This window comes from Pectobacterium sp. CHL-2024 (assembly GCF_044751765.1).
GTDB lineage: Bacteria > Pseudomonadota > Gammaproteobacteria > Enterobacterales > Enterobacteriaceae > Pectobacterium > Pectobacterium brasiliense.
In genome coordinates this window covers 681456-707032 of the sequence record NZ_JBIXKO010000001.1, presented here as the reverse complement: position 1 = coordinate 707032, position 25577 = coordinate 681456, and the positions used below count along the sequence as shown (strand labels likewise).

Below are 25577 nucleotides of genomic sequence, written 5' to 3'. Positions count from 1 at the left end.
ACACGGGCGAATCGGCGGAGCGGCACGATGACAGTCGTAGCACCATGGCAATCATAGCACTATGACAATAATAGTCGGCATTGACCCCGGTTCGCGCGTGACGGGTTATGGCATTATCCGCCAGCAGGGTCGTCATCTGACGTATCTCGGCAGCGGCTGTATCCGCACCGTGGTGGACGATATGCCCACGCGATTGAAGCTGATTTACGCAGGTGTCAGTGAAATCATTACGCAATTTCGTCCAGACTGTATGGCGATTGAGCAGGTTTTCATGGCGAAAAACCCGGATTCAGCCTTGAAGCTGGGACAGGCGCGCGGTGTGGCTATCGTCGCGGGCGTGAATCAGGATCTGCCTGTGTTTGAATACGCGGCGCGGTTGGTGAAACAAACCGTGGTTGGAACGGGCGCGGCGGATAAAAAGCAGGTGCAGCATATGGTTCGCTCACTGCTGAAACTGTCGGCCAGTCCGCAGGCGGATGCCGCCGACGCGCTGGCGATTGCCATTACTCACTGCCACTTTAGCCAAAGCCTGCTGTGAACCGCGGCGGTGAAAGTGAACCCGCTGGCAGGAAGACTGCGCTGAAACAGGAGGCTGGATATTCATCCAGCCTTTTTTATGTTATATACTCGTCATACTTCAAGCTATTCTTTCCCTACGTAAAAGGAAGCGCAACGTGATAGGTCGTCTCAGAGGCATTATTCTGGAAAAACAGCCGCCGCAGGTGCTGATAGAAGCTAACGGCGTGGGTTACGAAGTCCATATGCCGATGACGTGCTTTTACGAACTCCCTGAACTCAATCAGGAAGCGATCATCTTTACCCATTTTGTTGTCCGCGAAGATGCACAGCTGCTGTTCGGTTTTAATGATAAGCAGGAGAGGGCGCTGTTCCGTGAACTGATCAAAGTGAATGGCGTCGGGCCGAAGCTGGCGCTGGCAATCCTCTCCGGGATGTCCGCGACGCAGTTTGTTAGTGCGGTTGAGCGCGAAGAAATCGGCGCGTTGATTAAATTGCCGGGCGTCGGTAAGAAAACGGCGGAAAGGCTGGTCGTTGAAATGAAGGATCGCTTCAAAGGCTTGAGCGGCGATCTGTTCAATCCTGTCAGCGATATTCCGCTGGCCTCACCCGCTGCCGCAGACAGCCGTGTGAGCGATCCAGAAACAGAAGCTGCAGCGGCACTGGTTGCGCTGGGCTATAAACCACAGGAAGCCAGCCGCATGATTTCCAAGATTGCGCGTCCCGATGCTGACTGTGAAACCCTGATCAGGGATGCACTGCGCGCGGCGCTGTGAGGTATTCATGATAGAAGCCGATCGTTTAATTTCCGCTGACGCCGTTCCCGAAGAAGAATTTATCGACCGAGCGATCCGCCCTAAATTGCTCAACGAGTATGTGGGGCAGCCGCAGGTGCGTGAGCAGATGGAAATTTTCATTCAGGCGGCCCGTAAACGCGGGGATGCGCTGGACCACCTGCTCATTTTTGGTCCTCCCGGTCTGGGGAAAACGACGCTGGCGAATATTGTCGCTAATGAAATGGGCGTGAATATGCGCACGACGTCGGGCCCGGTGCTGGAAAAAGCCGGCGACCTCGCCGCACTGCTGACTAATCTCGAACCGCATGATGTGCTGTTCATCGATGAAATCCACCGCCTGTCGCCCGTTGTGGAAGAAGTGCTGTATCCGGCGATGGAAGACTATCAGTTGGATATCATGATCGGCGAAGGGCCGGCCGCCCGTTCGATCAAACTCGATTTGCCGCCTTTCACGCTGGTTGGTGCAACAACGCGTGCTGGCTCGTTAACCTCGCCGCTGCGCGATCGTTTCGGCATTGTGCAGCGCCTGGAGTTTTATAAAGTTGAGGATTTGCAGTATATCGTCAGCCGCAGCGCACAGTGTTTAGGGCTGGATCTGACATCCGAGGGCGCGCTTGAAGTGGCGCGGCGCGCGCGGGGGACGCCGCGTATTGCCAACCGACTATTGCGACGGGTGCGCGACTTCTCCGAAGTTAAATCGGAAGGGGCGATTACCGGTGATGTGGCGACGCAGGCGCTGGATATGCTGGCGGTGGATACCGAAGGTTTTGACTACATGGACCGTAAGCTGCTGTTGGCGATCATCGATAAATTCATGGGCGGTCCCGTTGGACTGGACAATTTAGCGGCAGCGATTGGCGAAGAGCGTGAAACCATTGAAGACGTGCTGGAGCCGTTTCTGATTCAGCAAGGGTTCATTCAGCGTACGCCGCGCGGTCGAATGGCGACGCAGCATGCCTATCGTCATTTTGGCTTAACGCGTGAAGATTTAAGTTAACGTGTGAAAAAACGTATCGCATAAGAAATACTTTCCATACTCAGGGAGACCACAGGGTCTCCCTGAATTTATGTGATTAGAACCAGGCTTCCCACATTGCCCCAACGTTGAACGAATCCAACTGCGTGTTGATGCCGGTCGTTGTCCGCGCGGTGTGTTTGTTATCCACTTCCCCGCCGGTGACGTAGAAGCGCAGCATCGGTCTGAATTCCGGTCCCATGGCGATCGAGACATTCTGGGAAAGCGTCAGTTTCCATCCTTTGTTATCACCTCCCTGACCGTAATCTACATGCTGATAGCCCGCTTCAAGCCAGGTGGAATGCACATCATTCCAGAAATACATCGGGCGAACGATGGCATTGTAGTTACGAGGATCGTCCTGACTGGCTGAGTCATTCGAATAGTCGTGGTAGGCCAGCAGGTATTCGACCTGCGTTTGCGGCGTGAATTTGTATTTGCCTTCAAAGCTGGCATAGAAGGTTTTCAGGTTGTCCGTTTTGTTGTAAACGCTGTTATCCGCATTGTTCGAATAGCGAGTGATAAACTGATTGAGGCTATTTTTCCCCGTGTGGCTCAGGACCGCGCCGCCTTGCCAGGCTTTCAGACGCGCATTGTTATCTACCGCTTTCGAGTCAAAACCGTAGTTTGCGTACAGCGCGAGATCCAACGGCCCCAGCTTGATGCCATGCACTTTGGACGTCAGCGCGTAATTGCCTTTATCGCCCGTACCAGAACTGCCAGTACAGCTGATGCGTGAAGGGTTCGCATTATTCGTGATTATTTCAGGGTTACAGGATTCCACGGCCGCGACGGCTGCGACATCGAACTGAATACCGCCGAGATCAAAGTTCTTTATCCCCGCGCCCTGACCGTCATGGTTCATCCAGAAGTAGTCGTTAATACCTTGCTGTGGGCGCTGGTGGAAATCACGTCCGGCCCAGAGATAAGCGTTTGGCTGAGAAGCAAAAAGGTTGGTGACGCCCGCATAGGCTTTTTTCAGGTTAACTTCGTCGCCCCAGTGGTCGATCATCACGACGACATCCCAGATTGCACCGTTGTCACTCTTGAAGGCCTTGGAAAGCTGGAATTCACCGCCATTGCCTTCGTTGCCCAGACGACCCAGCGCGGAGGCACCGTTATAGGAACCGTCAACCGCAACATATTTCTGGTCACCGCTCTGGAATTGCGCCCCATAACGCGCATAGCCTGTGAAGTTGATGCCATAAGGTATCGCCATGTCAGGTGTCTTGGGGGCGTCCGGCGTGGTCAGCGGGTCGACCTGTTTACTGGCAATCGCGTCTAATTTTGCCTGACGCTCAGCCAGCGCTTTTTCTACGGCCTGAGCAACGATACGATCTAATTGCTCTTGAGTAATAACGTCTTGTGCAAATGCGGAACCGGAGCAAAGGGCAGCCAGCACCGCCAGCGTAACGGGCAGTTTTTTGGAATTTGTCATAGTCATCTCAATTCGGTAAGTTATTTTCAGACAATAACCATCCCGCTCTGATTGACGTGAATAATGGCACGGCGCTCAGAACAAGGTGATTGTTATTTTTTACAGATACAGGTTAATTAAATAACTGACGTAATCGACCCTCCCTATAAGGGTATTAAAATGAACTATTGTCTCTGGTAAAGATGAATAATTTCTTCTGATAATTCGCGAGCGAGTAATGATGTCATTAAATGGTCTTGAGCATGCACCATAATTAACGTCATCGGCTGTCTGGCTTCTCCCGCATCTTGTTCAATCAGTTGGGTCTGCATATGGTGGGCTTTGCGCGCGTAACCATCGGCTTCCTTCAACAGATTTTTGGCTTCATCAATGTTGCCTTTACGCGCGGCGTGTAGCGCCTCAAAACACAAGCTGCGCGATTGTCCAGCATTGACGATAATTTCCATTACTGCATCTTCTAATGTAATCATCATATGACCTATTTTTATGTGAACGAATATTCGCAGCATGTATTTTCTATGCCGCGTTCTTGAATGTCGTCTAGGTCGGTGAATGTGAATAATAAAAACACCCGACCCTGAACGCTTTATTTTCTTTCTTCTATTTAATATCTATTGCTGTTTTTATTAACCCCATTAATTACTGCTCACCGTTTTTGTCAGTGACAGGTCGCCCTGTATTTTTTGTTCCTCGGTTTTCATTAATGTGCGTTCATAAGCTCGCAGGAACGGCAAATACATCAGCGCGGAAAACACCATGCACAGCAGGCACATGATTAGCGGGCTGAAACTCCAGTTTGCAGCCCACGATGCGCCAATGGGAGCCGGTGTTGTCCACGGCGTCAACGACACTACCTGCGCCAACCATCCCATCTTGGTTGCGGTGTAAGCCAGCACGGCGTTAACCATCGGTACAAAGACAAAGGGGAGGAACAGCATTGGATTCATGATGATGGGCGCGCCGAACATGATCGGCTCGTTGATGTTAAAGAAGCTGGGTACGACACCCATTCTGCCGATGGTGCGCAAGTGCGTGACCTTGCTGCGTAACAACAGAAATGCCAGTGGTAGCGTCGAACCGACGCCGCCAATCAACAAGTAGTGATCCCAAAAGCCCTGTAAATAGATATGTGGTAAGACTTCGCCGGCTGCCAACGCGGCCTGATTCACGGCCAGATTGGTCATCCAGAATGGATTCATGATGCCCGTGACAATCAGCGAACCGTGGATCCCCGAAAACCAGAAAAGCTGACACAGCAGCACGGACAGAAGAATGGCTGGCAGCGAGTCTGAGGCGGACACCAGCGGTGCCAGCAGGTGCATAATCGCTTCGGGAATGATCATGCCTGTTTGCGCTTCAATGAAGAGATTGAGCGGATGCAGCGTTGCGACAATCACCAACACGGGAATGAGGATTTCAAACGAGCGGGCGACCCCCGTCGGGACTTCTTTCGGTAAGCGAATAGTAATATTGTGCTTTTTCAGCGCCGCATAAACTTGGGTGGCATAGATAGACGTCAGTAAGGCGGTGAAGATCCCTTGTCCTGACAGATACTCGGTGGAAAGCTTGTCATCGGCGTAAGGCGCGGCGACAAGCAGGAAAGCCATAAACGCCAGCAGGCCGGACATCACAGAATCGAGATTAAGCTGTCGCCCCAGACTGGCACCCACACCCACGGAGATGAAAAAGGTCATGAGCCCCATACTCAGCTCGAAAGGCAGCATCAGCTGTGCGCGATAGGTGATAGAAAAATCGAGCCAGGTACGGGCGAATCCGACAGTGGTATCGGCGGAAAAGGGAGGGAAAATAAACACCAGCATAAATGAGCCGATGATCATAAAAGGTAGCGCGGCGGTAAAGCCATCGCGGATAGCGATCACATACTTTTGTTGCCCTAAACGCCCAGCCAGCGGGGTAATCGATTGTTCGATAGCGGCAATGATTGATTGATATACGGAACTCATGTGAACACCTTTTTTCGTGTGTCGCTGTAGCAGCGACAGCTCGGCATCAAGTATGTTATCGCCACGTTGTACGCCGTAACCCATTGTATCTAAATCTCTTACGGAAATGTCGCGTGTGGCAGTCTTTTATAAACGTGAGCCTATACCTGTTATCTTTCTTCCGCTGCGGACCGCATTTTCCGCCACGCACAATGTAAAAAGTTATTGCTAATATGATTGGATATCATATGGAAACCGTTTTCCATGCAAAGAAAAGAGAAGTGTGATGACCGTCAAGGTGTGATGATTTCTGGCGGTATTAATTAGATTTACATCACATCTTATTGGCAGAAATGCGCATTGGATGTTAAACGGATAATCGGTTTCCATGCTGGATAGAAACGGTTATACTGCGAAGCAACGCAATGCGCGGTTGGTATTCAGGGTTTTGAGTCAGATTTAGCGTTTTCCAGGGGCAAATGATGTCTACAATCAACGATGTATCGCGTTTAGCTGGGGTGTCTAAAGCCACAGTCTCCCGTGTGTTGAGTGGTTCACGCGGCGTAAAGGAAGCAAGCCGCCTTGCGGTGTTAAAAGCGGTTGATGAGCTTAAATATCGGCCGAATGTCATCGCCCAATCGCTGTTAAGTCAATCAACCGGATGTATTGGCGTCATTTGCGCTCAGGACAACATCAACCAGACGACCGGCTACCTTTATGCGCTGGAAAAACACTTTAGCCGACATCAAAAGCATCTCTTGTTGCGCTTTGCCAGCAGCAGGGCTGAAGTGATGAACGTGCTTGATGAGCTGACCAGCGGCCTGTGTGATGACATTTTAATTATCGGCGCGCGTTTTCCGCTGAATCTGGCCGATAAGAACATTATTCTGATCGATTGCATGGAAACGGATACCACGAATAGCCTGCAATTCGATCACGCTTTCGCCACAGAAACCGCGTGTAATTACCTGATCCGACAAGGAAGACGGCAAATTGCGCTGATCAACCCCGCCGCCAGCAGTTCAGCGGATCAGGTGCTTTTGGGGTATAAACGGGCGCTGGAAAATAACTTCTTACCGTTCAACCGCAACCTGATCTTTATGGATGCATCTTCATCGTCGTCGGTGGCACTGCAAGTGTTGCTTAATAACAGCACGACGCTGAATTTCAATGCGCTTCTGGTGGCGGATGAGCTGGAAGCCAAACGGGTTATTACGCAGCTTCAGGCGTTTAACAAATCCGTGCCAAAAGACATTATGGTATTCAGCCTGGCGGGATCTCTCGATATCCCTGGCATTCCAGCGATACCGGCCATTGAATATTCGATGGATGCGATAGCGGCCAGAATCGTGTCCTGGCTCAATGAGAAAACGCAGGATGTGCTTGGATCGTATGTTTTGCGGGGCGATTTAATCATTCCAGATATGGCTAACCGGAAATAAACGCTGTTCGTGCGGTCTTCAAAGCCCTTCTGAATCACACATTCGGAAGGGCTTTTTGTTATTGATTCTCTAGGCGGGTTGTCGCTTAATCAGGCTGACAATAAACAGCAGCGATGCGCACAGCACCACAGACGGCCCCGCGGGCGTATTGTAGCCAGCTGAAAATGCCAAACCGCCCGTTACGGCAATCATTCCTACAATAATCGCTATGCTTGCCATTTGTTCCGGCGTCCGTGCGAAGCGTCTGGCGCTGGCGGCGGGAATAATCAGCAGTGACGTAATGATCAGCGCACCAACAAATTTCATGGCGATACCAATCGTTAACGCGGTGGTCAGCATTAGGAGCAGCTTGGTGCGCTGTAGCTTCACGCCATCGACGTGCGCCAGCTCCGGGCTGATCGTCATAGAAAGTAGTGCGCGCCATTGCCAGCACATAATGGCCACCACAACGATGACACCCGCGGCGATCACCCACAGATCCTCTGTTGTGACAGAGAGCAAATCGCCAAACAGATAAGCCATTAAGTCCACGCGCACGTTATTCATCAGGCTGACGACCACCAATCCAAGCGACAGCGCGCTGTGTGCCATGATGCCGAGTAATGTATCGATAGCCAGGTAGGGGCGTCGCTCCAGCCAGACAAGCCCCAACGCCAGAATGAGCGTCACGGCAATAACGGCAGCAAACAGGTTGATGTTCAGCAGCAGGCCGAAGGCGACGCCGAGTAAAGACGCGTGCGCCAGCGTGTCGCCGAAGTAAGACATCCGTCGCCAGACGACGAATGAGCCGAGAGGGCCTGCCGCAATCGCCAGCAAAATCCCCGCCAGCCAACCGGGAAACAGCAGTTCTATCATGCGTCGTTTCCACCCTGTCTCTTCAAAATGATACGTCCTTGCAGATCGTGACGATGATTATGATGGTGGCGGTAAACCGCCAATTGCTCCGCGCCGCGGTGGCCGAACATTGCTAAAAATTCGGGATGAAGCGAAACGACTTCAGGCGTGCCGGAGCAGCAAACATGTTGATTAAGGCACAGGACTTCATCGGTTTTCGCCATTACCAAATGCAGATCGTGTGACACCATCAGCACGCCGCAGTGGAATTCCTGCCGCAATTGGTTAATGAGATCGTACAGCGCCAGTTGCCCATTGACGTCGACCCCCTGCGTCGGCTCATCCAGTACCAGTAGTTGGGGCTGGTTGAGCAGCGCGCGTGCCAACAGCACACGTTGGGTTTCGCCACCGGAAAGTTTCTGCATCGGCTGTTCCAGCAGATGTGCAGCCTGAACTCGCTTAAGCGCCGGTAAAATATCCTGCTTTTTCACGCCGGGGCGCAGTTGCATAAAACGGCTGACGGTCAAGGGCAGGGTGGTATCCAGATGCAGCTTCTGCGGAACGTAGCCGATACGCAGCGCGGGATCTCGTACCAGCGATCCGGAGGTGGGGGACAGTAGACCTAATACCACGCGCACCAGCGTCGATTTCCCTGCGCCATTCGGCCCGAGCAGCGTCAGAATTCGACCTGCTTGCAAGGTAAGAGAGATATCTGACAGAACCTTTCGGCTGCCAAATGTAACTGAAATATTATTAAGTGATACCAATGTGGACATAGAATTTGGTTTGCATAACCCATGTAACGTTATAATATAACAAACAACGTCATAAAAATCGATGGGATCGACTTTCATGCAGCAATCTATTCAGCAAAAAAAATGGTTAAAAAGTGTGTTTGTTGCCAGCGCGCTACTCGCAAGCGGGATGTCAATCAGCGCGGCATCCGCTGCGGTCATTACGTCAATTCGTCCTTTGGGATTCATTGCGTCGGCTATTGCCGATGGCGTGACGCCAACGGAGGTTTTGTTACCTGATGGCGCGTCACCCCACGATTATGCCTTGCGCCCGTCTGATGTCCAGCGTTTACAGTCCGCAGAACTGGTGATTTGGGTTGGGCCGGAAATGGAAGCCTTTCTCGGAAAGCCGCTAGCGAAAGTTTCACCTGAAAAGCAGATTACGCTTTCCGCGCTGCCAGCGATTAAATCTGGGCTGGAAAAAGAGGCCGGACACGATCATGAAGATGACCATGAACAGACGCATGATGACCATGGAAAGGGGCACGATCATAGCCATGTCGCCCATGATGACGGCGACGATGGCCACCATCATGGTGAGTACAATATGCACATTTGGCTGTCGCCGGAGATGACAAAACAGGCGGCAATTGCCATTCATGCAAAATTATTGGAACTTATGCCTCAGAATAAGGACAAACTAGACGCGAATCTGCTTTATTTCACGGATAAAATCGGGCAAGCAGATGAAAAAATTGTTAAGATGCTAGCGCCTGTGCAGGGTAAAGGGTATTTCGTGTTCCATGATGCCTATGGTTATTTTGAGAAACACTATGGGTTAAGCCCCCTGGGTCACTTCACGGTGAACCCCGAAATCCAACCCGGAGCACAGCGTTTACATCAAATACGAACACAGTTGGTTGAGCACAAAGCCGTATGCGTTTTTGCTGAACCACAATTCAGGCCAGCCGTTATTAATGCTGTTGCCAAGGGAACTGACGTGCGCTCGGGTGTGCTCGATCCATTGGGAAGCAATATTGCACTGGGTAGAGATAGCTATGCCGATTTCTTGTTGCAGCTATCGAACCAGTATGTGAGCTGTCTGGAGGAAAAATCATGAGGATACGAATAAGTGCAGCAGATAGTCCGAACTATCGCTCTGGCGTATAACAGCTTACCTCGGCCCCATCGCGTCATGCTGGGGTCGCTTACCGTTGTGACATTGGCCGTTGCCGTTTGGCGGCCTTTTGTTTATCCCCACGTCGATGATGCCCCTGTCATCGTAAAAGATATCGATCTGGAAACCAGCCAGCTGCGTACGCTGACACCTGAAGCCAGTGAACCGATAGACCAACCCTCGCCGGATGATGAGATTCCACAAGATGAGCTGGATGATAAGGTTGCCGATGAAGGCGGCGTACATGAGTACGTGGTCTCTACGGGCGATACCTTAAGCAGCATTTTGACGCAGTACGGCATTGATATCGCGGATGTCACCCAGCTCGCCGAGCAGAATAAAGATTTGCGGAACCTGAAGATCGGTCAGCAAATTTCATGGGCTTTGGCAGAGAACGGCGACCTGCAAAGTTTGACCTGGCAGATGTCCCGCCGTGAAACACGCATTTATGAGCGCGTGGGTAACGATTTTAAAGAGCGTATTGAGACGCTGAAAGGCGAGTGGCGCAATAGCGTTCTGAATGGCCGTGTCAGTGGTAGCTTCGTTAGCAGTGCAAAAAACGCCGGTTTGACCAGCACCGAAGTGCGTGAAGTTATCAAAGCACTGCAATGGCAGTTGGATTTCCGTAAATTACGCAAAGACGATACCTTCTCTGTACTGATGTCCCGCGAAATGCTCGATGGTAAAAGTGAGCAGAGCGAACTGGTCGGTGTCCGTCTGAATACCGGTGGCAAAGACTATTACGCGATTCGAGCAGAAGACGGTAAATTCTACGATCGTGAAGGTTCCGGTTTGACGCGTGGCTTTATGCGTTTCCCAACCATGAAACAATTCCGTATTTCCTCCAACTTTAATCCACGTCGTCTGAATCCGGTAACAGGGCGCGTCGCACCGCATAAAGGTGTCGATTTTGCCATGCCGGTCGGTTCGCCGGTTCTGGCCGTGGGGGATGGAGAAGTCGTGATTGCGAAACGCAGCGGTGCGGCAGGAAACTATGTTGCCATCCGTCATGGTCGTCAGTACACCACGCGCTACATGCATATGCATCGCATCCTGGTTAAACCGGGGCAGAAAGTGAAACGTGGCGATCGCATCGGATTGTCCGGTAACACGGGTCGTTCTACCGGCCCGCACCTGCACTACGAATTCTGGATCAACCAGCAGGCAGTAAACCCGTTAACGGCTAAACTGCCACGTTCTGAAGGGCTGGCGGGTAAAGAGCGTCGTGATTATCTGGCGCAGGTGAAAGAGGTCGTACCGCAGCTTAAGTTTGATTAATTCTACTGACTGCATGTTATGCCGGTGGCTTGCTGCCGGCATTTTCATTTATAGAACACTGGTTCCTGATTTTTTATTATCGAGCAAGCGTGTTTTTGCGTAACTGTCGTCGGTGTTGCTAAACGCCGAGCGGCAATTATGATTATGTTTATTGATTGATCTGAAGAGTTTAGGCATGGAAAAAGAAAAAAAATCGAACGCTGAATTTGTTCCCCAGTTTCAACGCGCCTTTTTTCATCCGCGCTATTGGGGCGTTTGGTTAGGCGTTGGTGTGATGGCGCTCGCTGCCTATGTTCCCGCGCGATTAAGAAACCCGGTGCTGGGTGGGTTAGGGCGTTTTGTTGGGAGAATATCAAAAGGCGCACGCCGCCGTGCCCGCATTAATCTGCTGTATTGCATGCCGGAATTAACGGAAGCACAGCGCGAAGCTATCATCGATGACATGTTTGCGACGGCTCCTCAGTCGATGATCATGATGGTGGAAGTGGGAATTCGTAACCCGAAGAAAATCGAAAAATACGTTCGCTGGCATGGCGAAGACATTCTGGATCGCATTAAGGAACAAGAGAAGAACGTGATTTTTCTGGTTCCGCACGGGTGGGGGGTTGATATCCCTGCGATGTTGCTGACCTCGCGCGGCCAGCGTATGGCGGCCATGTTCCACAACCAGAAGAATGCGCTGGTGGACTACTGGTGGAATCGGTTACGTCGTCGTTTTGGTGGCCGCATCCATGCCCGTAATGATGGTATTAAACCGTTTATCAGCTCCGTGCGCTCTGGGTGTTGGGGCTATTATCTGCCCGATCAGGATCACGGCGCGGAGCACAGCGAATTCGTTGACTTCTTTGCGACCTATAAGGCAACGCTGCCTGCCGTTGGACGACTGATGAAAGTATGTCGCGCTGACATCGTGCCGTTGTTCCCGGTATATAACGCTAAAGACGGCTGCCTCGATGTGTTTATTCGCCCGCCGATGGACGACTTGGCGGACGCGGATGATGCATACATTGCACGGCGTATGAACGAAGAAGTTGAAATTCTGGTCAAACCGAATCCCGAGCAGTACACCTGGATTCTGAAACTGCTGAAAACCCGCAAGCCGGGTGAAATTGAACCGTACTGTCGGGATGATTTATACCGCGACTAGTCTATACGGTAGATAACAGTGGGCTGATAGGCCATAGAGATAAAAAAGCCGGGCGAGAAATCGTCCGGCTTTTTGCTATCACACTTTTTACTCTCACACTTCGCGCTATCACAATACTGTCCGCTAATTCAGTCGCGGACGGTTATGACAATGATTATTCCACGCGCAGGATGCGGATCGTGTTGGTGGTGCCCACGGTACCCATGATGTCACCCTGTGTGACGATGACCAGATCCCCAGACATCAGGAACCCTTTATCGCGCAGCAGGATCACTGCATCATTGGCGGCAGCGACGCCGTCCGTGTAACTGTCGAAATGCACGGGAGTAACGCCACGATACAGTGCGGTCAGGTTCAGCGTGTGCTCATGACGAGACATAGCGAAAATCGGCAGACCGGAACTGATACGGGACATCATCAGGGCGGTACGGCCCGATTCCGTCATGGCGATCAGCGCCGTCACCCCTTTCAGGTGGTTGGCGGCGTACATGGAAGACATCGCGATGGATTCTTCGGTGTTATCAAACTGTACGTCAAGGCGGTGCTTGGAGACATTGATGCTTGGGATCTTCTCCGCGCCTAAACACACTTTCGCCATTGCGGCGACGGTTTCAGCCGGATATTGGCCCGCAGCGGTTTCCGCCGACAGCATCACGGCATCGGTGCCATCCAACACGGCGTTAGCGACGTCCATCACCTCTGCACGCGTTGGCATCGGGTTGGTGATCATCGATTCCATCATCTGCGTAGCGGTAATGACCGCACGGTTCAACTGACGGGCGCGACGGATCAATTTCTTCTGAATCCCCACCAGCTCTGGGTCGCCGATTTCAACGCCCAGATCGCCCCTCGCCACCATCACCACGTCGGAAGCCAGAATAATGTCATCCATTGCGGCATCTGAGCAGACGGCTTCAGCGCGTTCAACTTTTGATACGATCTTGGCGTGACAACCCGCATCACGCGCGAGGCGACGTGCGTAGTTGAGATCTTCACCGGTACGAGGGAAAGAGACGGCCAGATAGTCGACGCCAATTTTTGCGGCAGTAATAATGTCGGCTTTATCTTTTTCCGTCAGGGCTTCGGCAGACAGACCGCCGCCGAGTTTGTTGATGCCTTTATTGTTGGACAGCGGACCGCCAACGGTGACTTCGGTATACACTTTCAGGCCTTCAACCTGAAGGACTTTCAACTGCACTCGGCCATCATCCAGTAACAGGATATCGCCAGGTACCACGTCGCTCGGCAAGCCTTTGTAATCGATTCCGACTTTTTCTTTATCGCCTTCGCCTTTCGCTAAGTTGGCATCCAGCAAGAATTTGTCGCCGATATTCAGGAAAATTTTACCTTCTTTGAAGGTAGAAACACGAATTTTTGGACCCTGTAGATCGCCAAGAATGGCAACATGGCGGCCTAATTTAGCCGCAATTTCACGAACTTTGTTGGCACGTAATAGATGATCTTCTGGTGTGCCGTGAGAAAAATTCATGCGTACTACGTTCGCGCCCGCACTGATAATCTTTTCGAGATTATTATCACGGTCGGTAGCGGGCCCCAGGGTGGTGACAATTTTGGTTCTTCTGAGCCGTCTGGACATGTATAACTCCGTTCACTTGTGAAGCTGTAGTGTTGCGATTAAGCGTCGAATAACGGTGCAAAATGTCACTTTACAACAAAACTATTTCACCTGCGTTATCCGAACATCGTGTTGAGTCTGATTATCATACTGTACAGGTAATCCCTGCCATCTTTCCATGCCTGTAGTCTGTGACCATATCAAGATGAAGGGGTAGATGATACCGCTCATTTTTCATAGGTATAACTCAAAAACAAAGCACAACATAAACTTATCTATCACCTGAAGGGATTAATCAATCGCTCGTCTTTATCAAAGCGAGATTCCCGCAGGGCCTCTTTGACCCGTTTCAGGTTATCACGAAATTTTTCCCCGCGGCGCAGCGTGAACCCGGTCGCCAGAACGTCGATCAACGTCAACTGAGCGATACGGGACACCATGGGCATGTAGACATCGGTATCTTCAGGCACATCAAGTCGCAAGGCCAACGACGCCTCACGCGCCAGCGGCGTGCCGTCCGAGGTGATGGCGATAACGGTAGCGTCGTTCTCGCGTGCCAGCTGTGCCATTTCGACCAGACTTTTGGTTCTGCCAGTATGGGAGATCAATACCACGACGTCGCCGTCGCTGGAATTCATGCAGCTCATGCGCTGCATAACGATGTCATCGAAATAGACGACGGGGATATTGAAGCGGAAAAATTTGTTCATCGCATCATGTGCGACAGCAGCGGAAGCGCCCAGGCCAAAGAAAGAGATTTTCTTCGCCTGTGTCAGCAAATCCACGGCGCGGTTGACAGCGGCGACATCCAGACTGGATTTCACCTGCTCCAGGCCAGCCATGGCGGATTCAAAAATTTTACTGGTATAGGCATCAACGCTGTCATCTTCTTCAACGTTACGGTTCACATACGGTGTACCGTTTGCCAGACTTTGCGCCAGATGTAGTTTAAAATCGGGAAAACCTTTAGTTTCAAGGCGGCGACAGAAACGATTAACCGTTGGCTCGCTGACATCGGCCATTTTGGCTAAGGTCGCGATGCTGGAGTGAATGGCTGTTTGTGGCGTGCTCAGGATCACTTCAGCAACTTTTCTTTCTGATTTGCTCAAGAGTTCCAGGTGGCTCTGGATTTTTTCCAGCATATTCATACGACAAGGGCCATGTAAGTTTTTTCCAATTTCAACTAAAGGTACACTGGCATGCATTACGTGAAAAAATGTAAGTCGTGAAAATATACTACGACCCTGTAGTGGTTGGCAGAGGGCAACAGGCTAAGTTGGGTCCTTTTTTTGCCAGAACATGACATGTGTCTAACTTTCAGAAAAGTAATCGACTGTCAGAAACGACGAAAAATTTCGTTTTAGGGCGAATGCATAAGTGACTTCAGCCACTGCACAGACCGATTTATGCATGGTTTTCAGTCAATCCCGACCATTATTTGGCATTTTTATGATGGGTTTACTGGCTGTAGTCAAAAAGAGTACATTATCGCTGTAATAAAATTACAGCATCCTGCAACGAGGAGATGAACATGGCGGTAACTTCAACAGCCCAAGCGTGCGATCTGGTTATTTTCGGAGCTAAGGGCGATCTGGCACGCCGTAAATTGCTGCCTTCCCTTTACCAGTTGGAAAAAGCAGGTCACATCCATGCGGACACCCGAATTATCGGGGTGGGCCGTGCGGATTGGGATAAAGCGGAGTATACCCGCGTCGTGCGCGAAGCGCTTGACACCTTTATGAAAGAAGCCATCGACGATAAGTTGTGGGAAACGCTAAGCAGTCGGCTGGATTTCTGCAATCTTGATGTGGAAGACACCAAAGCTTTCAACAAGCTGGGCAAGATGCTTGACCAGAAAAATCGTACCACCATCAACTATTTTGCCATGCCGCCGAGTACATTCGGTGCGATCTGCAAAGGATTGGGAACGGCAGGGCTGAATAAAGAGCCCGCGCGCGTGGTAATGGAAAAACCGCTGGGTACCGATCTGGCATCTTCTCGCGTCATTAACGATCAGGTCGCGGAATTCTTTAACGAGTGTCAGGTTTACCGCATCGACCACTATCTGGGTAAAGAGACCGTTCTGAACCTGCTGGCGCTGCGTTTTGCCAACTCGCTGTTCTCCTCAAACTGGGACAACCGGACGATCGACCATGTGCAGATCACGGTAGCCGAGGAAGTCGGGATTGAAGGGCGCTGGGGCTATTTCGATAAAGCCGGCCAGATGCGCGATATGATCCAGAACCACTTGTTACAGATTCTGACGATGATTGCGATGTCGCCGCCGTCTGATTTGACGACCGACCGCATCCGTGATGAAAAAGTGAAAGTGCTGCGTTCACTGCGTCGTATCGATCGCTCCAACGTGCATGAAACCACCGTTCGCGGCCAATACACGTCTGGTTTTGTTCAGGGACATAAAGTGCCGGGCTATCTGGAAGAAGAGGGCGCGAACAAAAGCAGCAGCACGGAAACCTTCGTCTCGATTCGCGTTGATATTGATGACTGGCGCTGGTCTGGTGTGCCGTTCTACCTGCGTACCGGTAAACGCCTGCCGACCAAATGTTCAGAAGTGGTGGTGTACTTTAAGAACCCTGCGCTGAACCTGTTCCATGATTCCTACCAACAACTGCCGCAGAACAAGCTGATCATTCGCTTGCAGCCGGATGAAGGTGTGGAAATCCAGATTCTGAACAAAATTCCGGGGTTAGAGCATAAGCACCGCCTGCAAACGGTGAAGCTGGATCTGAGCTTCTCGGAAACCTTTAATCAGCAGCATTTGGCCGATGCTTATGAGCGTCTGCTGCTGGAAACCATGCGTGGGATTCAGGCGCTGTTTGTCCGTCGTGATGAAGTTGAAGAAGCCTGGAAATGGGTGGACTCCATCATGGATGCGTGGGCGATGGACAACGATGCACCGAAGCCGTATCAGGCAGGAAGCTGGGGGCCGGTGGCATCTGTGGCGATGATTACCCGCGATGGCCGTTCCTGGAATGAGTTTGAGTAATTTTTTGATAATACGTCAGTAATGGGGGGCTGGCCGAGAACGGTCGGCCTCCCACAGTTTTTAATGTATGGCTCACGGTGCGGTCGGACATCTGCGGCGACGCAGATCCCTGTGGCAGGGGCGCGCTATATAATTAATGATGCCTTCGGGCATGACTGGAGATAACTTTTGATGAAAAACTGGAAAACGAGCGCGGAACAGATTTTGACAACGGGTCCCGTTGTTCCTGTGATTGTGGTCAACAAACTGGAACACGCGGTGCCGATGGCAAAAGCGTTAGTCGCGGGCGGCGTTCGCGTTCTGGAACTGACATTGCGTACCGACTGTGCCATCGAAGCGATTCGCGCGATTGCCAAAGAAGTACCGGAAGCTATCGTGGGTGCGGGTACGGTAACAAATCCTGAGCAACTGGCTGCGGTGGTTGAGGCGGGTGCGCAGTTTGCCATCAGCCCAGGCCTGACCGAGCCGCTGCTGAAAGCCGCAACGGAAGGCAACATCCCGTTGATCCCAGGTATCAGCACCGTATCTGAACTGATGCTGGGTATGGATTACGGCCTGCGTGAGTTCAAATTCTTCCCCGCAGAAGCTAACGGCGGCGTGAAAGCGCTTCAGGCGATCGCAGGTCCGTTTGCTCAGATTCGTTTCTGCCCAACGGGTGGCATTACGCCGAATAACTACCGCGACTATCTGGCGCTGAAAAGCGTGCTGTGCGTGGGTGGTTCATGGCTGGTGCCGAATGACGCGCTGGAAAGCGGTGATTACGCACGTATTACTGAACTGGCGCGTGAAGCCGTTGCGGGTGCAAAAGCTTAAGTTTGCTCGTGACTGAATGACGAAGGCCACTCACTGCGAGTGGCCTTTTTTGTATCAGCCGCTGACTTTTACGCCCGCGGCAACGCGCTTGGCGATGGCTACCGCATCATCCGTGGTTTCCGCACTGGCTAATGCGACACCCATACGGCGCTTGCCGCTGATATCCGGTTTACCAAACAGGCGAATTTGCGTATGAGGCAGCAGTGCGCCTTCCAGCCCCTGATAACGCACGTTGTTGCTATCCAGTTCCGGTAAAATCACGGCGGAAGCTGAGGCACCATACTGACGAACTGCGCCAATGGGCAGCCCCAGGAAAGCACGCACGTGCAGCGCAAACTCTGACAGATCCTGAGAAATCATCGTCACCATGCCGGTATCGTGCGGGCGAGGGGAGACTTCACTGAAAATAACCTCATCGCCGCAGACGAACAGCTCCACGCCGAACAGGCCATAGCCGCCGAGCGCTTTCACAACATCGCTGGCCATCTTCTGCGCGCGTTCCTGCGCCAGTGCACTCATCTGCTGTGGCTGCCAGGATTCACGGTAGTCGCCGTCTTCCTGTCGATGACCGATTGGCGCACAGAAATGAATGCCGTCAACCGCATGGATCGTCAGTAAGGTGATCTCAAAATCAAAATTAACCAGTCCTTCCACGATGACGCGTCCGCCGCCTGCTCGTCCACCCTGCTGGGCATAGTGCCACGCCTGATCTAACTGCTCAGCAGAGCGAATCAGGCTTTGCCCTTTGCCAGAGGAACTCATGACCGGCTTAACAATACAAGGGTAGCCAATCGCCTCTACTGCCTGACGAAAGTTCTCTTCGCTGTCGGCAAAACGGTAGGTGGAAGTGGGAACGCCGAGCGTTTCAGCAGCCAGACGACGGATACCTTCGCGATTCATCGTCAGGCGTGTCGCTTCGGCACAAGGAACAACATGGTGACCCTGCTTTTCCAGCGTCACCAGCATGTCAGTTGCGATGGCTTCGATTTCCGGCACGATGTAATCAGGACGTTCGGCTTCAACCAACGCTTTTAATGCATCGCCATCCAACATATTGATGACGTGGCTGCGATGCGCAACCTGCATGGCGGGGGCATCGGCATAGCGATCGACCGCAATCACTTCGATTCCCAGGCGCTGACACTCAATCGCCACTTCTTTGCCTAATTCACCGGAGCCAAGCAGCATCACTCGTGTGGCATCCGCACGCAGGGCGGTTCCAATTGTTAACATAACCTTATACCTGATCGGGTTGTGAAAAATGGCCGCAGTATAAACGAAAACGTTTGCGTGCGCATTAATGAGGGCGGCGGTGGAATGCGATGCGCAAAAGCGCACCAAGAGATAAGGACGTGGCTTGGCATTGCCGGGCAATCGTGCCACTCTTCTTACAAAGCGAAAATTTTATGTCAAGACAACGAGATCCGACGCCATGAAGACACCGCAAGCTGAAAAAAGACCCCATGCACTAAGTACACATGGCGATACGCGTATCGACAGTTATTACTGGCTGCGTGATGACCAGCGTACCGATCCACAGGTGTTGGATTATCTGAAGCAGGAAAACGCCTACAGCGAAGCTGTCATGTCACCTCATGACGCACGCAAGCGGGCACTGTATGACGAAATGGTTAAACGCATTCCGTCGACGGATATGTCTGTGCCGTATGTCAGAAAAGGCTATCGCTACCAAAGCCGCTATGAGCAGGGGAAAGAGTACGCCATCTATCTGCGCCAGCCTGAGCAGGCAACTGACGTATGGGAAACGCTGCTGGATGGGAATCAACGTGCGGAAGGGCATGAATTTTACAGTCTCGGCACGCTTGAGGTTAGCCCTGACAACACGCTGCTGGCGCTCTCGGAAGACTTTTTATCCCGTCGGCAGTACACGCTTCGTTTTCGCGATCTCAACAGCGGCGAGTGGTTACCGGATGTGATCGAAAATGTGACCGCAGGAGCGGAATGGTCGGCGGATTCGACGGTTCTGTATTACGTGCGTAAACATGAGCAAACGCTGTTGCCATATCAGGTCTATCGCCACCGTCTGGGAAGCGATCCGGCGTTGGATGAGCTGGTCTATGAAGAGAAAGACGACACCTATTACGTTAGCCTGAGTAAAACGACATCAGAGCACTACATCACCATTTATCTCAGTAGCACGACGACGAGCGAAGTGTTGTTGCTTGACGCGACGCGCCCGGATGCGTTGCCGCAGGTCGGTATTCCACGTCGAAAAGATCATGAATATGGCATCGATCACTATCAGGATAAGTTTTACCTGCGCTCCAATCGGGAAGGGAAAAATTTTGGCCTCTACCGTTCGGATAGGCCCGATGAGCAAACGCTGGAAACGCTGATTGCACCACATGAACACCGTGTACTGGAAGGTTTTGAGCTGTTCCGTGACTGGCTGGTGGTTGAAGAACGTGAGCGCGGTTTGACCTGCTTGCGCCAGATTCACTGGCAGACGCAGAAAGAAAAAGCGATCACCTTTAATGATGCGAGCTATGTGACGTGGCTGTCGTACAACCCTACGCCAGAAACGGCATTGATGCGGTATGGCTATTCATCAATGACAACGCCCAGCACGCTGTATGAATTAAATCTGGACACAGGCGAGCAGCAGTTACTTAAACAAGCCGAAGTGAAAGATTTCTCACCGGACAACTACCGGAGCGAGCGCTTGTGGATCACGGTTCGGGATGGCGTCGACGTTCCTGTTTCCCTCGTTTATCATCGCGATCATTTCAGCCCAGGCAAGAACCCGATACTGGTCTACGGCTATGGTGCTTATAGCCATAGCATGGATCCGGATTTTAGCGTTAGCCGTCTGAGTCTGCTGGACAGAGGGTTCGTCTTTGCCTTAACACACATTCGCGGTGGCGGTGAGCTGGGTCAGCAGTGGTACGACGATGGTCGCCTGCTCAATAAAATGCATTCCTTCACTGATTTCATCGATGTGTCTCAGGCATTGATAGAAAAAGGTTATGGCGATAGGAACAACATGTTTGCTATGGGGGGGAGTGCGGGCGGACTATTGATGGGCGCGGTAGTAAACATGGCTCCCGATCTATTTAAGGGCGTTGTTGCCCAGGTTCCCTTCGTTGATGTGCTGACGACAATGTTGGATGAGTCTATCCCGTTGACGACCGGCGAGTATGACGAGTGGGGCGATCCAAATGAACAAATCTATTATGACTACATCAAGCAATATAGCCCCTATGACGGTATTACCGCGCAACGCTATCCGCATTTGCTGGTGACTACTGGGTTACACGACTCTCAGGTTCAGTATTGGGAACCTGCAAAGTGGGTGGCGAAATTACGGGAAGTTAAAACGGACGATCGTCTGGTGCTGCTATACACCGATATGGATGCCGGGCACGGCGGAAAATCCGGTCGTTTTAAACGTTACGATGATATTGCGTTGGAATATGCTTTTCTGCTGATGGTGCTTGAAATAGTTGAGGAAGCGCACGAATAACGCGTTGGTTATGAGGGTAAACCCGTTTTCGGGTTTACCCGATCGGCATGGCACATTACTTAGGTCATATCACGACTCAGGTAATATCAGCCTGCGGTTTCTTTGCCCTTTTATCGGCCCGTTTTTCAGCGGCCGTTTTCAGGGGCTTCTTCTTACTGTTCTTTTTGCTATCCAGACCTTTACTCATATCTTGCCTCGCGTGATAAAAGGGTAGGTTGCCACTCCATTAACCTCCTGTGCGGGCCGAGATGCAAGTAGAAAATTGTTTTTGCTGTGTAAGAATGTAACCCGTGGAAAGGGATGTTTTCCACGGCAAGGTCGTCCTAGGTTGGAATGAAGGGATAAGCCTACTTAGATTTCGGTTCGTAGGGTAAGCGAGAGAACTGCAGTGAGCGCTGGCGATAAAACATCACGCGTTCGCGAAAATAGTCACGCAAGTACTCGGGTTGCTCTCTCTCAACGACCTCGGGAATGACCGGCATATTGTAACGTTCTTTGAAGGCCACGCCTGACGCCGCCAAGTCTACGTTAACTTTATCCATCTCTTCTTTGGACAATTCTGCCAGATTGTATCCCATACCGTTTTCTCCTGCCTATTGGCCACAGACTGATGCGTGCCACGGTAAAGTAGTGACAGGAAAATGGCAAGCGTTCACCTTATCATGTGGATGTTTATTATTCTCATTACGAAATGGGAATCATTTTTAATACAAACGTGCCATACATAATATTGCTCGTAGTTGTTATTTTTGATAATAAAAATGATTCGCAATAATATATTTTTTCTAAGACTTAAGTGATAATAAATATCAATAACATGGATTTTAACTTGTTGTTTGTATGGTGTTTTTGTTTATTGAATATCAATGTTAATAAAGTGTTTTTTATTTTATTTTTTCAGGCATAATGCCCTGAATAATTTCACCTGCCGGGAAAATAGGGAGTTAACATGTTAAAAAAAGAAATGATTCAGAAGCTGAATGAGCAACTTAATCTGGAGTTTTATTCCGCGAATTTGTATCTGCAAATGAGCGCATGGTGCGGTGACAAAGGTTTTGAAGGCGCATCCAGTTTCCTGAAGACGCATTCTCAGGAAGAAATGCAGCACATGCAGCGCCTGTTTGACTATCTGGACGACACCGGAAGCCTGCCTGTATTAGGCGCGATTGCTGCACCGCCGATTGATTTTGATTCACTGGCTGATGTCTTCAAACTGACCTATGAACACGAACAGCTGATCACCGCAAAAATTAATGAGCTGGCGCATGAGGCGATGGCGCTGCAGGATTACTCTACATTCAACTTCCTGCAATGGTACGTTGCAGAGCAGCACGAAGAAGAGAAATTGTTCCGTTCTATTCTGGACAAATTGGCGTTAGTCAAAGCCAGCGAAGGCGGCCTGTTCTTCATCGATCAGGACCTGAAAAAAATGTCTGCGGCGGCCCCGTCAACCTAATGACAAGCGGCGCTTCTGTCGGCCAATAAGTAGTTGAATGACGCGGGATAATGTTCTCCTTATCCCGCCATTTTCCCCTCCCGAACGCCCTTTCTGCCAGTACCAAACTACCGATATTATTCCTGAACGCTACACTCGACTTCACCTTCCTCTGCCGCTATGATCGCATCAGTCGTGATATACAACATTCTGTTTTATAAGGGTTGAGGCTGTCTTTCTCTGATTCGGATAAGGCTGCAAAACCCACACACATCATTGTCTGAATACGCCATGTCGGGAATGCCATGATGAAGAAATTTTTGCTATCTATCGTGCTTACTTCACTTTCTGTGAATGCCTTTGCTGCCGCTAAACTGGCAAATATCAGCCGGTTTGAATACGGCGATCGCTGGGCTTTCACGCGTGAAGAAGTTCAACTGATTTGCCGCCCCGGCAATGCGCTGTACGCCTTACATACCGGGACGCTGATGCAATATCCGCTAAACGATGTTGCCATTGCGCAAATGAAATCCGGACAGGTGAGTGCGCAGCCGATAGACGCGATCTGGCTGGACGATCCTAAGCATCCCGGACAGAAAAAAAGCCTTCAACCATTTATCGAGCGTGCAGAGCAGTTGTGTAAGCCAGACGCTAAACCATGAAGTGATTGATTTACTTATTAATGTTAAATAATTACTTCTTTATGGTTAAGATAAAGTGTGAAACCTGTTCCATTTGTGATGATTGCGAATAGGTTAAAGCTGGAAAACGCGAGGGAGTTGGCTAAGCTTAAGTCTACAGGGCTAGTACAGCTTGTATAAATGCCAACTTTTAGCGCACGGCTCTCCCAAGAGCCATTTCCCTAGACTGAATACAGGAATCGTGTTCAGTCTTTTTTTTTGATGTATCGGTTGGCGATTTTTGCCAATTAAGATGTCGGCACGAGGTGAGTTTCGTCTCTGCGGGCCTTTTAAAGGTTTTTAAAAATAAACGCTTGCTAAAGATATTTATACATGCGTTAATGAGTGGTCGGTTTGATTCGCAGACCTAAAAAGCAGTTTAGTAAAGCAGTTCTCATTTCCAAGTGTTATCCATAGATATCCCTTCTTTTGAGCCTCCTTATCGTTGCTAATTAAATTCTGTGCACAGGCCCTATTTGCCGGAAGGCACTATACAAATTAAGGTAATATTTATGTCTAACAAAATGACTGGTTTAGTAAAATGGTTTGACGCTGGTAAAGGTTTTGGTTTCATTACTCCTGACAACGGCAGCAAAGATGTATTCGTACATTTCTCTGCTATTCAGAGCAACGATTTCAAAACGCTGGACGAAGGCCAAAAGGTTGAGTTCACCATCGAAAACGGCCAGAAAGGCCCAGCAGCTGGCAACGTTGTCGCACTGTAAAAAGCTGCGCTCTAATAAGCCAAGCTGAATTAATGTTTCTCTTGCGATAGCGATGATGGTGTAAACCGGAGCAGCCAAGAAAAGCAATAAAAAACCCTAGCGTAAAGCTGGGGTTTTTTGTTTTTATGCCATAGTGAATTATAGCGGACTTTTTATATTTAGGGTTCACCAGAATTACTGGACGATCATCTCAGTCTTGCATGATTTTTTGCATCCATGATGCACTATATGCCTATGAAGCCGTTAATATTGATCGGCTCTAATAGGAGGAAAACGTGAGTCGCGTTCACAAGGCACTCCATCATGGTCGCCATCCATTTTGGTTTTAGGGCAGTTTTGAATGAAAAAATAAGCCTCTTCTCTAGAGTTCATCTGGCTACAATACTGCCTACCGTCACAAACAAATCGATTTTCTTTTTGTTCTCGGTCTTCTGTCTTTATTTTTTCCGCTCTCCAACTATCACCATCATTACGATATTGATGGGACGATGCTGCCTGAACAGTAAAAGAGAATGCTGTAGATAATAGAATAACGACGAGTTTTCGTTTCATCGAAATACCCATGAAAGAGTTGTATAAGAGAAACCTATCATTCTTGAACGAGCATAAAGATTAATAATTCTTCATTATCAATGTAGGAGCAGTGATAACAACGACATTGAGGCTGTTTGAAAATTAAGCTTTTCTATGCGCCGTCGTTCGTCACGTTGCGTTTCTTTACTGGCTTTTAACGTGATTGACGAATTTATATCTCGGTAATAGCAACTATCGACTAAGTTTATAGAACACGACGTAATGGGAGGAAACAATGACTGAAAAAAATACGGGCACCAAACACAAGGATGAAAATGACCATCCGGCAAAAGATGCGCCAAAAGATCAGGGAGAGATTCCGCGCAAACGTGATGACAGCAAGGATGATGTCGATGACCCGTTTGATGCGAATAAGGCTTAATAGGTTGGCGACGGGCTTCCGTCGCCAATATGCAGCGAAAAGTTAGTGCGCTTTATGCGCGGCGGTGACCGATGCATCGGGGGTGAAATAATCGCTTTCATCCACAATTGGAATATAAATCCGAACCCATTCAGTCCCTTCAACCATCTCCCAACTATGTCCTTCCCCCTGAGTGTCGGCGGCAATCAAGACGGTTCCAGGAGAAAGCAGAAAAGTGGAACCATCGCTAACTCGAAATTTCAACGTGCCTTTCAGCGTGATGACATATTGTTTGCGCGGTGCCGGGTGAACGTTCATCTCCCACGCTTCCGTAGAATTGCTGAGCCAAAATTTTTGTGCAGTGATTTTTTCCAGAGCGGGCACGCTGCCTGTTACGAAGGCCGAGTGATTATCTGGCGTATTGATGAGTTTGATGGCCGGTATCCGTGTTTCCTCTGCGTGAGGTGAGGGAGGCGCTGCGGAATAAGCAGTAACGGAAAACCATAATCCAGCAAGCGCCAGAAGAAAACGCGATGTCTTTTTCATTTAAATAAAATCCATATTATCTATGCCCGATAAGCAGGCAACCCTATATATGTCAG

General features: G+C 50.4%; 25 protein-coding genes. 14 read left to right on the top strand and 11 right to left on the bottom strand.

Annotation, left to right across the window (positions count from 1 at the left end; all coding sequences use genetic code 11):
• Window positions 1-61 precede the first annotated feature (61 nt).
• The 3 genes from ruvC (at window position 62) to ruvB (ending at window position 2310) form a co-directional block, all read left to right on the top strand.
• Entirely contained in the window at window positions 62-538 is a 477-nt protein-coding gene (gene ruvC, locus ACIPUG_RS03165; RefSeq protein WP_400337261.1) for a crossover junction endodeoxyribonuclease RuvC, read from the top strand.
• A gap of 136 nt (window positions 539-674) precedes the next feature.
• Window positions 675-1292 carry a Holliday junction branch migration protein RuvA gene (gene ruvA, locus ACIPUG_RS03160; RefSeq protein ID WP_010275892.1) on the top strand — a complete coding sequence of 206 codons (618 nt, stop codon included), beginning with the start codon at window positions 675-677 and terminating at the stop codon, window positions 1290-1292.
• Between the two features lie 7 nt (window positions 1293-1299).
• Window positions 1300-2310, top strand: coding sequence for a Holliday junction branch migration DNA helicase RuvB (gene ruvB, locus ACIPUG_RS03155; RefSeq protein WP_039315500.1), 1011 nt, complete (start codon window positions 1300-1302; stop codon window positions 2308-2310).
• Window positions 2311-2386: 76 nt separating this feature from the next.
• On the opposite strand, the gene ACIPUG_RS03150 is transcribed toward ruvB, so the two are convergent.
• From ACIPUG_RS03150 to ACIPUG_RS03140, 3 genes are all read right to left on the bottom strand, one after another.
• Window positions 2387-3766 (bottom strand): carbohydrate porin, encoded by a 1380-nt coding sequence (locus tag ACIPUG_RS03150; RefSeq protein ID WP_400337259.1) that lies wholly within the window; start codon window positions 3764-3766, stop codon window positions 2387-2389.
• Window positions 3767-3930: 164 nt separating this feature from the next.
• Entirely contained in the window at window positions 3931-4236 is a 306-nt protein-coding gene (locus ACIPUG_RS03145) for a PTS lactose/cellobiose transporter subunit IIA (RefSeq protein WP_005967750.1), read from the bottom strand.
• Window positions 4237-4401: 165 nt separating this feature from the next.
• On the bottom strand, window positions 4402-5730 hold the full coding sequence (locus tag ACIPUG_RS03140) for a PTS sugar transporter subunit IIC (protein WP_039501341.1): 1329 nt from the start codon (window positions 5728-5730) through the stop codon (window positions 4402-4404).
• 461 nt (window positions 5731-6191) lie between these two features.
• On the opposite strand from ACIPUG_RS03140, the gene ACIPUG_RS03135 reads away from it, so the two are divergent.
• Window positions 6192-7151 carry a LacI family DNA-binding transcriptional regulator gene (locus tag ACIPUG_RS03135; protein WP_039273303.1) on the top strand — a complete coding sequence of 320 codons (960 nt, stop codon included), beginning with the start codon at window positions 6192-6194 and terminating at the stop codon, window positions 7149-7151.
• 69 nt (window positions 7152-7220) lie between these two features.
• On the opposite strand, the gene znuB is transcribed toward ACIPUG_RS03135, so the two are convergent.
• Both znuB and znuC read right to left on the bottom strand, forming a co-directional pair.
• Window positions 7221-8006: a zinc ABC transporter permease subunit ZnuB gene (gene znuB, locus ACIPUG_RS03130; RefSeq protein ID WP_014915159.1), complete on the bottom strand. Its 786-nt coding sequence runs from the start codon at window positions 8004-8006 to the stop codon at window positions 7221-7223.
• Entirely contained in the window at window positions 8003-8761 is a 759-nt protein-coding gene (gene znuC, locus ACIPUG_RS03125) for a zinc ABC transporter ATP-binding protein ZnuC (RefSeq protein WP_039273309.1), read from the bottom strand. Before znuC ends, znuB begins: the two co-directional genes overlap by 4 nt.
• Before the next feature lie 76 nt (window positions 8762-8837).
• Between znuC and znuA the strand changes: the two genes are divergently transcribed.
• The 3 genes from znuA (at window position 8838) to lpxM (ending at window position 12321) form a co-directional block, all read left to right on the top strand.
• Window positions 8838-9839, top strand: coding sequence for a zinc ABC transporter substrate-binding protein ZnuA (gene znuA / locus ACIPUG_RS03120; protein WP_400337257.1), 1002 nt, complete (start codon window positions 8838-8840; stop codon window positions 9837-9839).
• 12 nt (window positions 9840-9851) lie between these two features.
• Window positions 9852-11174, top strand: coding sequence for a murein DD-endopeptidase MepM (gene mepM, locus ACIPUG_RS03115; RefSeq protein ID WP_014915162.1), 1323 nt, complete (start codon window positions 9852-9854; stop codon window positions 11172-11174).
• 175 nt (window positions 11175-11349) lie between these two features.
• On the top strand, window positions 11350-12321 hold the full coding sequence (lpxM, locus tag ACIPUG_RS03110; RefSeq protein WP_039500796.1) for a lauroyl-Kdo(2)-lipid IV(A) myristoyltransferase: 972 nt from the start codon (window positions 11350-11352) through the stop codon (window positions 12319-12321).
• Window positions 12322-12475: 154 nt separating this feature from the next.
• Here lpxM and pyk read toward each other — a convergent pair whose 3' ends face one another.
• Both pyk and ACIPUG_RS03100 read right to left on the bottom strand, forming a co-directional pair.
• On the bottom strand, window positions 12476-13918 hold the full coding sequence (pyk, locus tag ACIPUG_RS03105; protein ID WP_014915164.1) for a pyruvate kinase: 1443 nt from the start codon (window positions 13916-13918) through the stop codon (window positions 12476-12478).
• 257 nt (window positions 13919-14175) lie between these two features.
• Window positions 14176-15045: a MurR/RpiR family transcriptional regulator gene (locus ACIPUG_RS03100; RefSeq protein ID WP_039286791.1), complete on the bottom strand. Its 870-nt coding sequence runs from the start codon at window positions 15043-15045 to the stop codon at window positions 14176-14178.
• A gap of 383 nt (window positions 15046-15428) precedes the next feature.
• On the opposite strand from ACIPUG_RS03100, the gene zwf reads away from it, so the two are divergent.
• On the top strand, window positions 15429-16904 hold the full coding sequence (gene zwf, locus ACIPUG_RS03095) for a glucose-6-phosphate dehydrogenase (RefSeq protein WP_014915165.1): 1476 nt from the start codon (window positions 15429-15431) through the stop codon (window positions 16902-16904).
• 171 nt (window positions 16905-17075) lie between these two features.
• Entirely contained in the window at window positions 17076-17717 is a 642-nt protein-coding gene (locus ACIPUG_RS03090) for a bifunctional 4-hydroxy-2-oxoglutarate aldolase/2-dehydro-3-deoxy-phosphogluconate aldolase (RefSeq protein WP_010275853.1), read from the top strand.
• Between the two features lie 54 nt (window positions 17718-17771).
• Here ACIPUG_RS03090 and purT read toward each other — a convergent pair whose 3' ends face one another.
• Complete coding sequence (purT, locus tag ACIPUG_RS03085; RefSeq protein WP_039527709.1) at window positions 17772-18950, bottom strand: formate-dependent phosphoribosylglycinamide formyltransferase; 1179 nt, start codon at window positions 18948-18950, stop codon at window positions 17772-17774.
• A gap of 199 nt (window positions 18951-19149) precedes the next feature.
• Here purT and ACIPUG_RS03080 point away from each other — a divergent pair, with 199 nt between their 5' ends.
• Entirely contained in the window at window positions 19150-21201 is a 2052-nt protein-coding gene (locus ACIPUG_RS03080) for a S9 family peptidase (RefSeq protein ID WP_400337254.1), read from the top strand.
• A gap of 347 nt (window positions 21202-21548) precedes the next feature.
• Here the strand turns inward: ACIPUG_RS03080 and ACIPUG_RS03075 are convergent, their stop codons facing one another.
• Window positions 21549-21779 carry a DNA polymerase III subunit theta gene (locus ACIPUG_RS03075; RefSeq protein WP_010275841.1) on the bottom strand — a complete coding sequence of 77 codons (231 nt, stop codon included), beginning with the start codon at window positions 21777-21779 and terminating at the stop codon, window positions 21549-21551.
• 371 nt (window positions 21780-22150) lie between these two features.
• Here ACIPUG_RS03075 and ftnA point away from each other — a divergent pair, with 371 nt between their 5' ends.
• The 3 genes from ftnA to cspG all read left to right on the top strand — a co-directional run bounded on the left by ftnA (window position 22151) and on the right by cspG (window position 24041).
• Window positions 22151-22657: a non-heme ferritin gene (ftnA, locus tag ACIPUG_RS03070; protein WP_010275837.1), complete on the top strand. Its 507-nt coding sequence runs from the start codon at window positions 22151-22153 to the stop codon at window positions 22655-22657.
• 284 nt (window positions 22658-22941) lie between these two features.
• Window positions 22942-23298, top strand: a complete 357-nt coding sequence (locus ACIPUG_RS03065) for a YebY family protein (RefSeq protein WP_080718583.1) — start codon at window positions 22942-22944, stop codon at window positions 23296-23298.
• 530 nt (window positions 23299-23828) lie between these two features.
• Window positions 23829-24041 carry a cold shock protein CspG gene (gene cspG, locus ACIPUG_RS03060; protein ID WP_010275831.1) on the top strand — a complete coding sequence of 71 codons (213 nt, stop codon included), beginning with the start codon at window positions 23829-23831 and terminating at the stop codon, window positions 24039-24041.
• 243 nt (window positions 24042-24284) lie between these two features.
• Here cspG and ACIPUG_RS03055 read toward each other — a convergent pair whose 3' ends face one another.
• Window positions 24285-24593 carry an excalibur calcium-binding domain-containing protein gene (locus ACIPUG_RS03055; RefSeq protein WP_203450408.1) on the bottom strand — a complete coding sequence of 103 codons (309 nt, stop codon included), beginning with the start codon at window positions 24591-24593 and terminating at the stop codon, window positions 24285-24287.
• Window positions 24594-24849: 256 nt separating this feature from the next.
• Here ACIPUG_RS03055 and ACIPUG_RS03050 point away from each other — a divergent pair, with 256 nt between their 5' ends.
• On the top strand, window positions 24850-24996 hold the full coding sequence (locus ACIPUG_RS03050) for a hypothetical protein (RefSeq protein ID WP_010275828.1): 147 nt from the start codon (window positions 24850-24852) through the stop codon (window positions 24994-24996).
• Between the two features lie 42 nt (window positions 24997-25038).
• Here ACIPUG_RS03050 and ACIPUG_RS03045 read toward each other — a convergent pair whose 3' ends face one another.
• The gene (locus tag ACIPUG_RS03045) at window positions 25039-25521 is read right to left on the bottom strand and encodes a hypothetical protein (RefSeq protein ID WP_014915225.1); all 483 of its coding nucleotides are present in this window, start codon (window positions 25519-25521) and stop codon (window positions 25039-25041) included.
• Window positions 25522-25577: the final 56 nt, after the last annotated feature.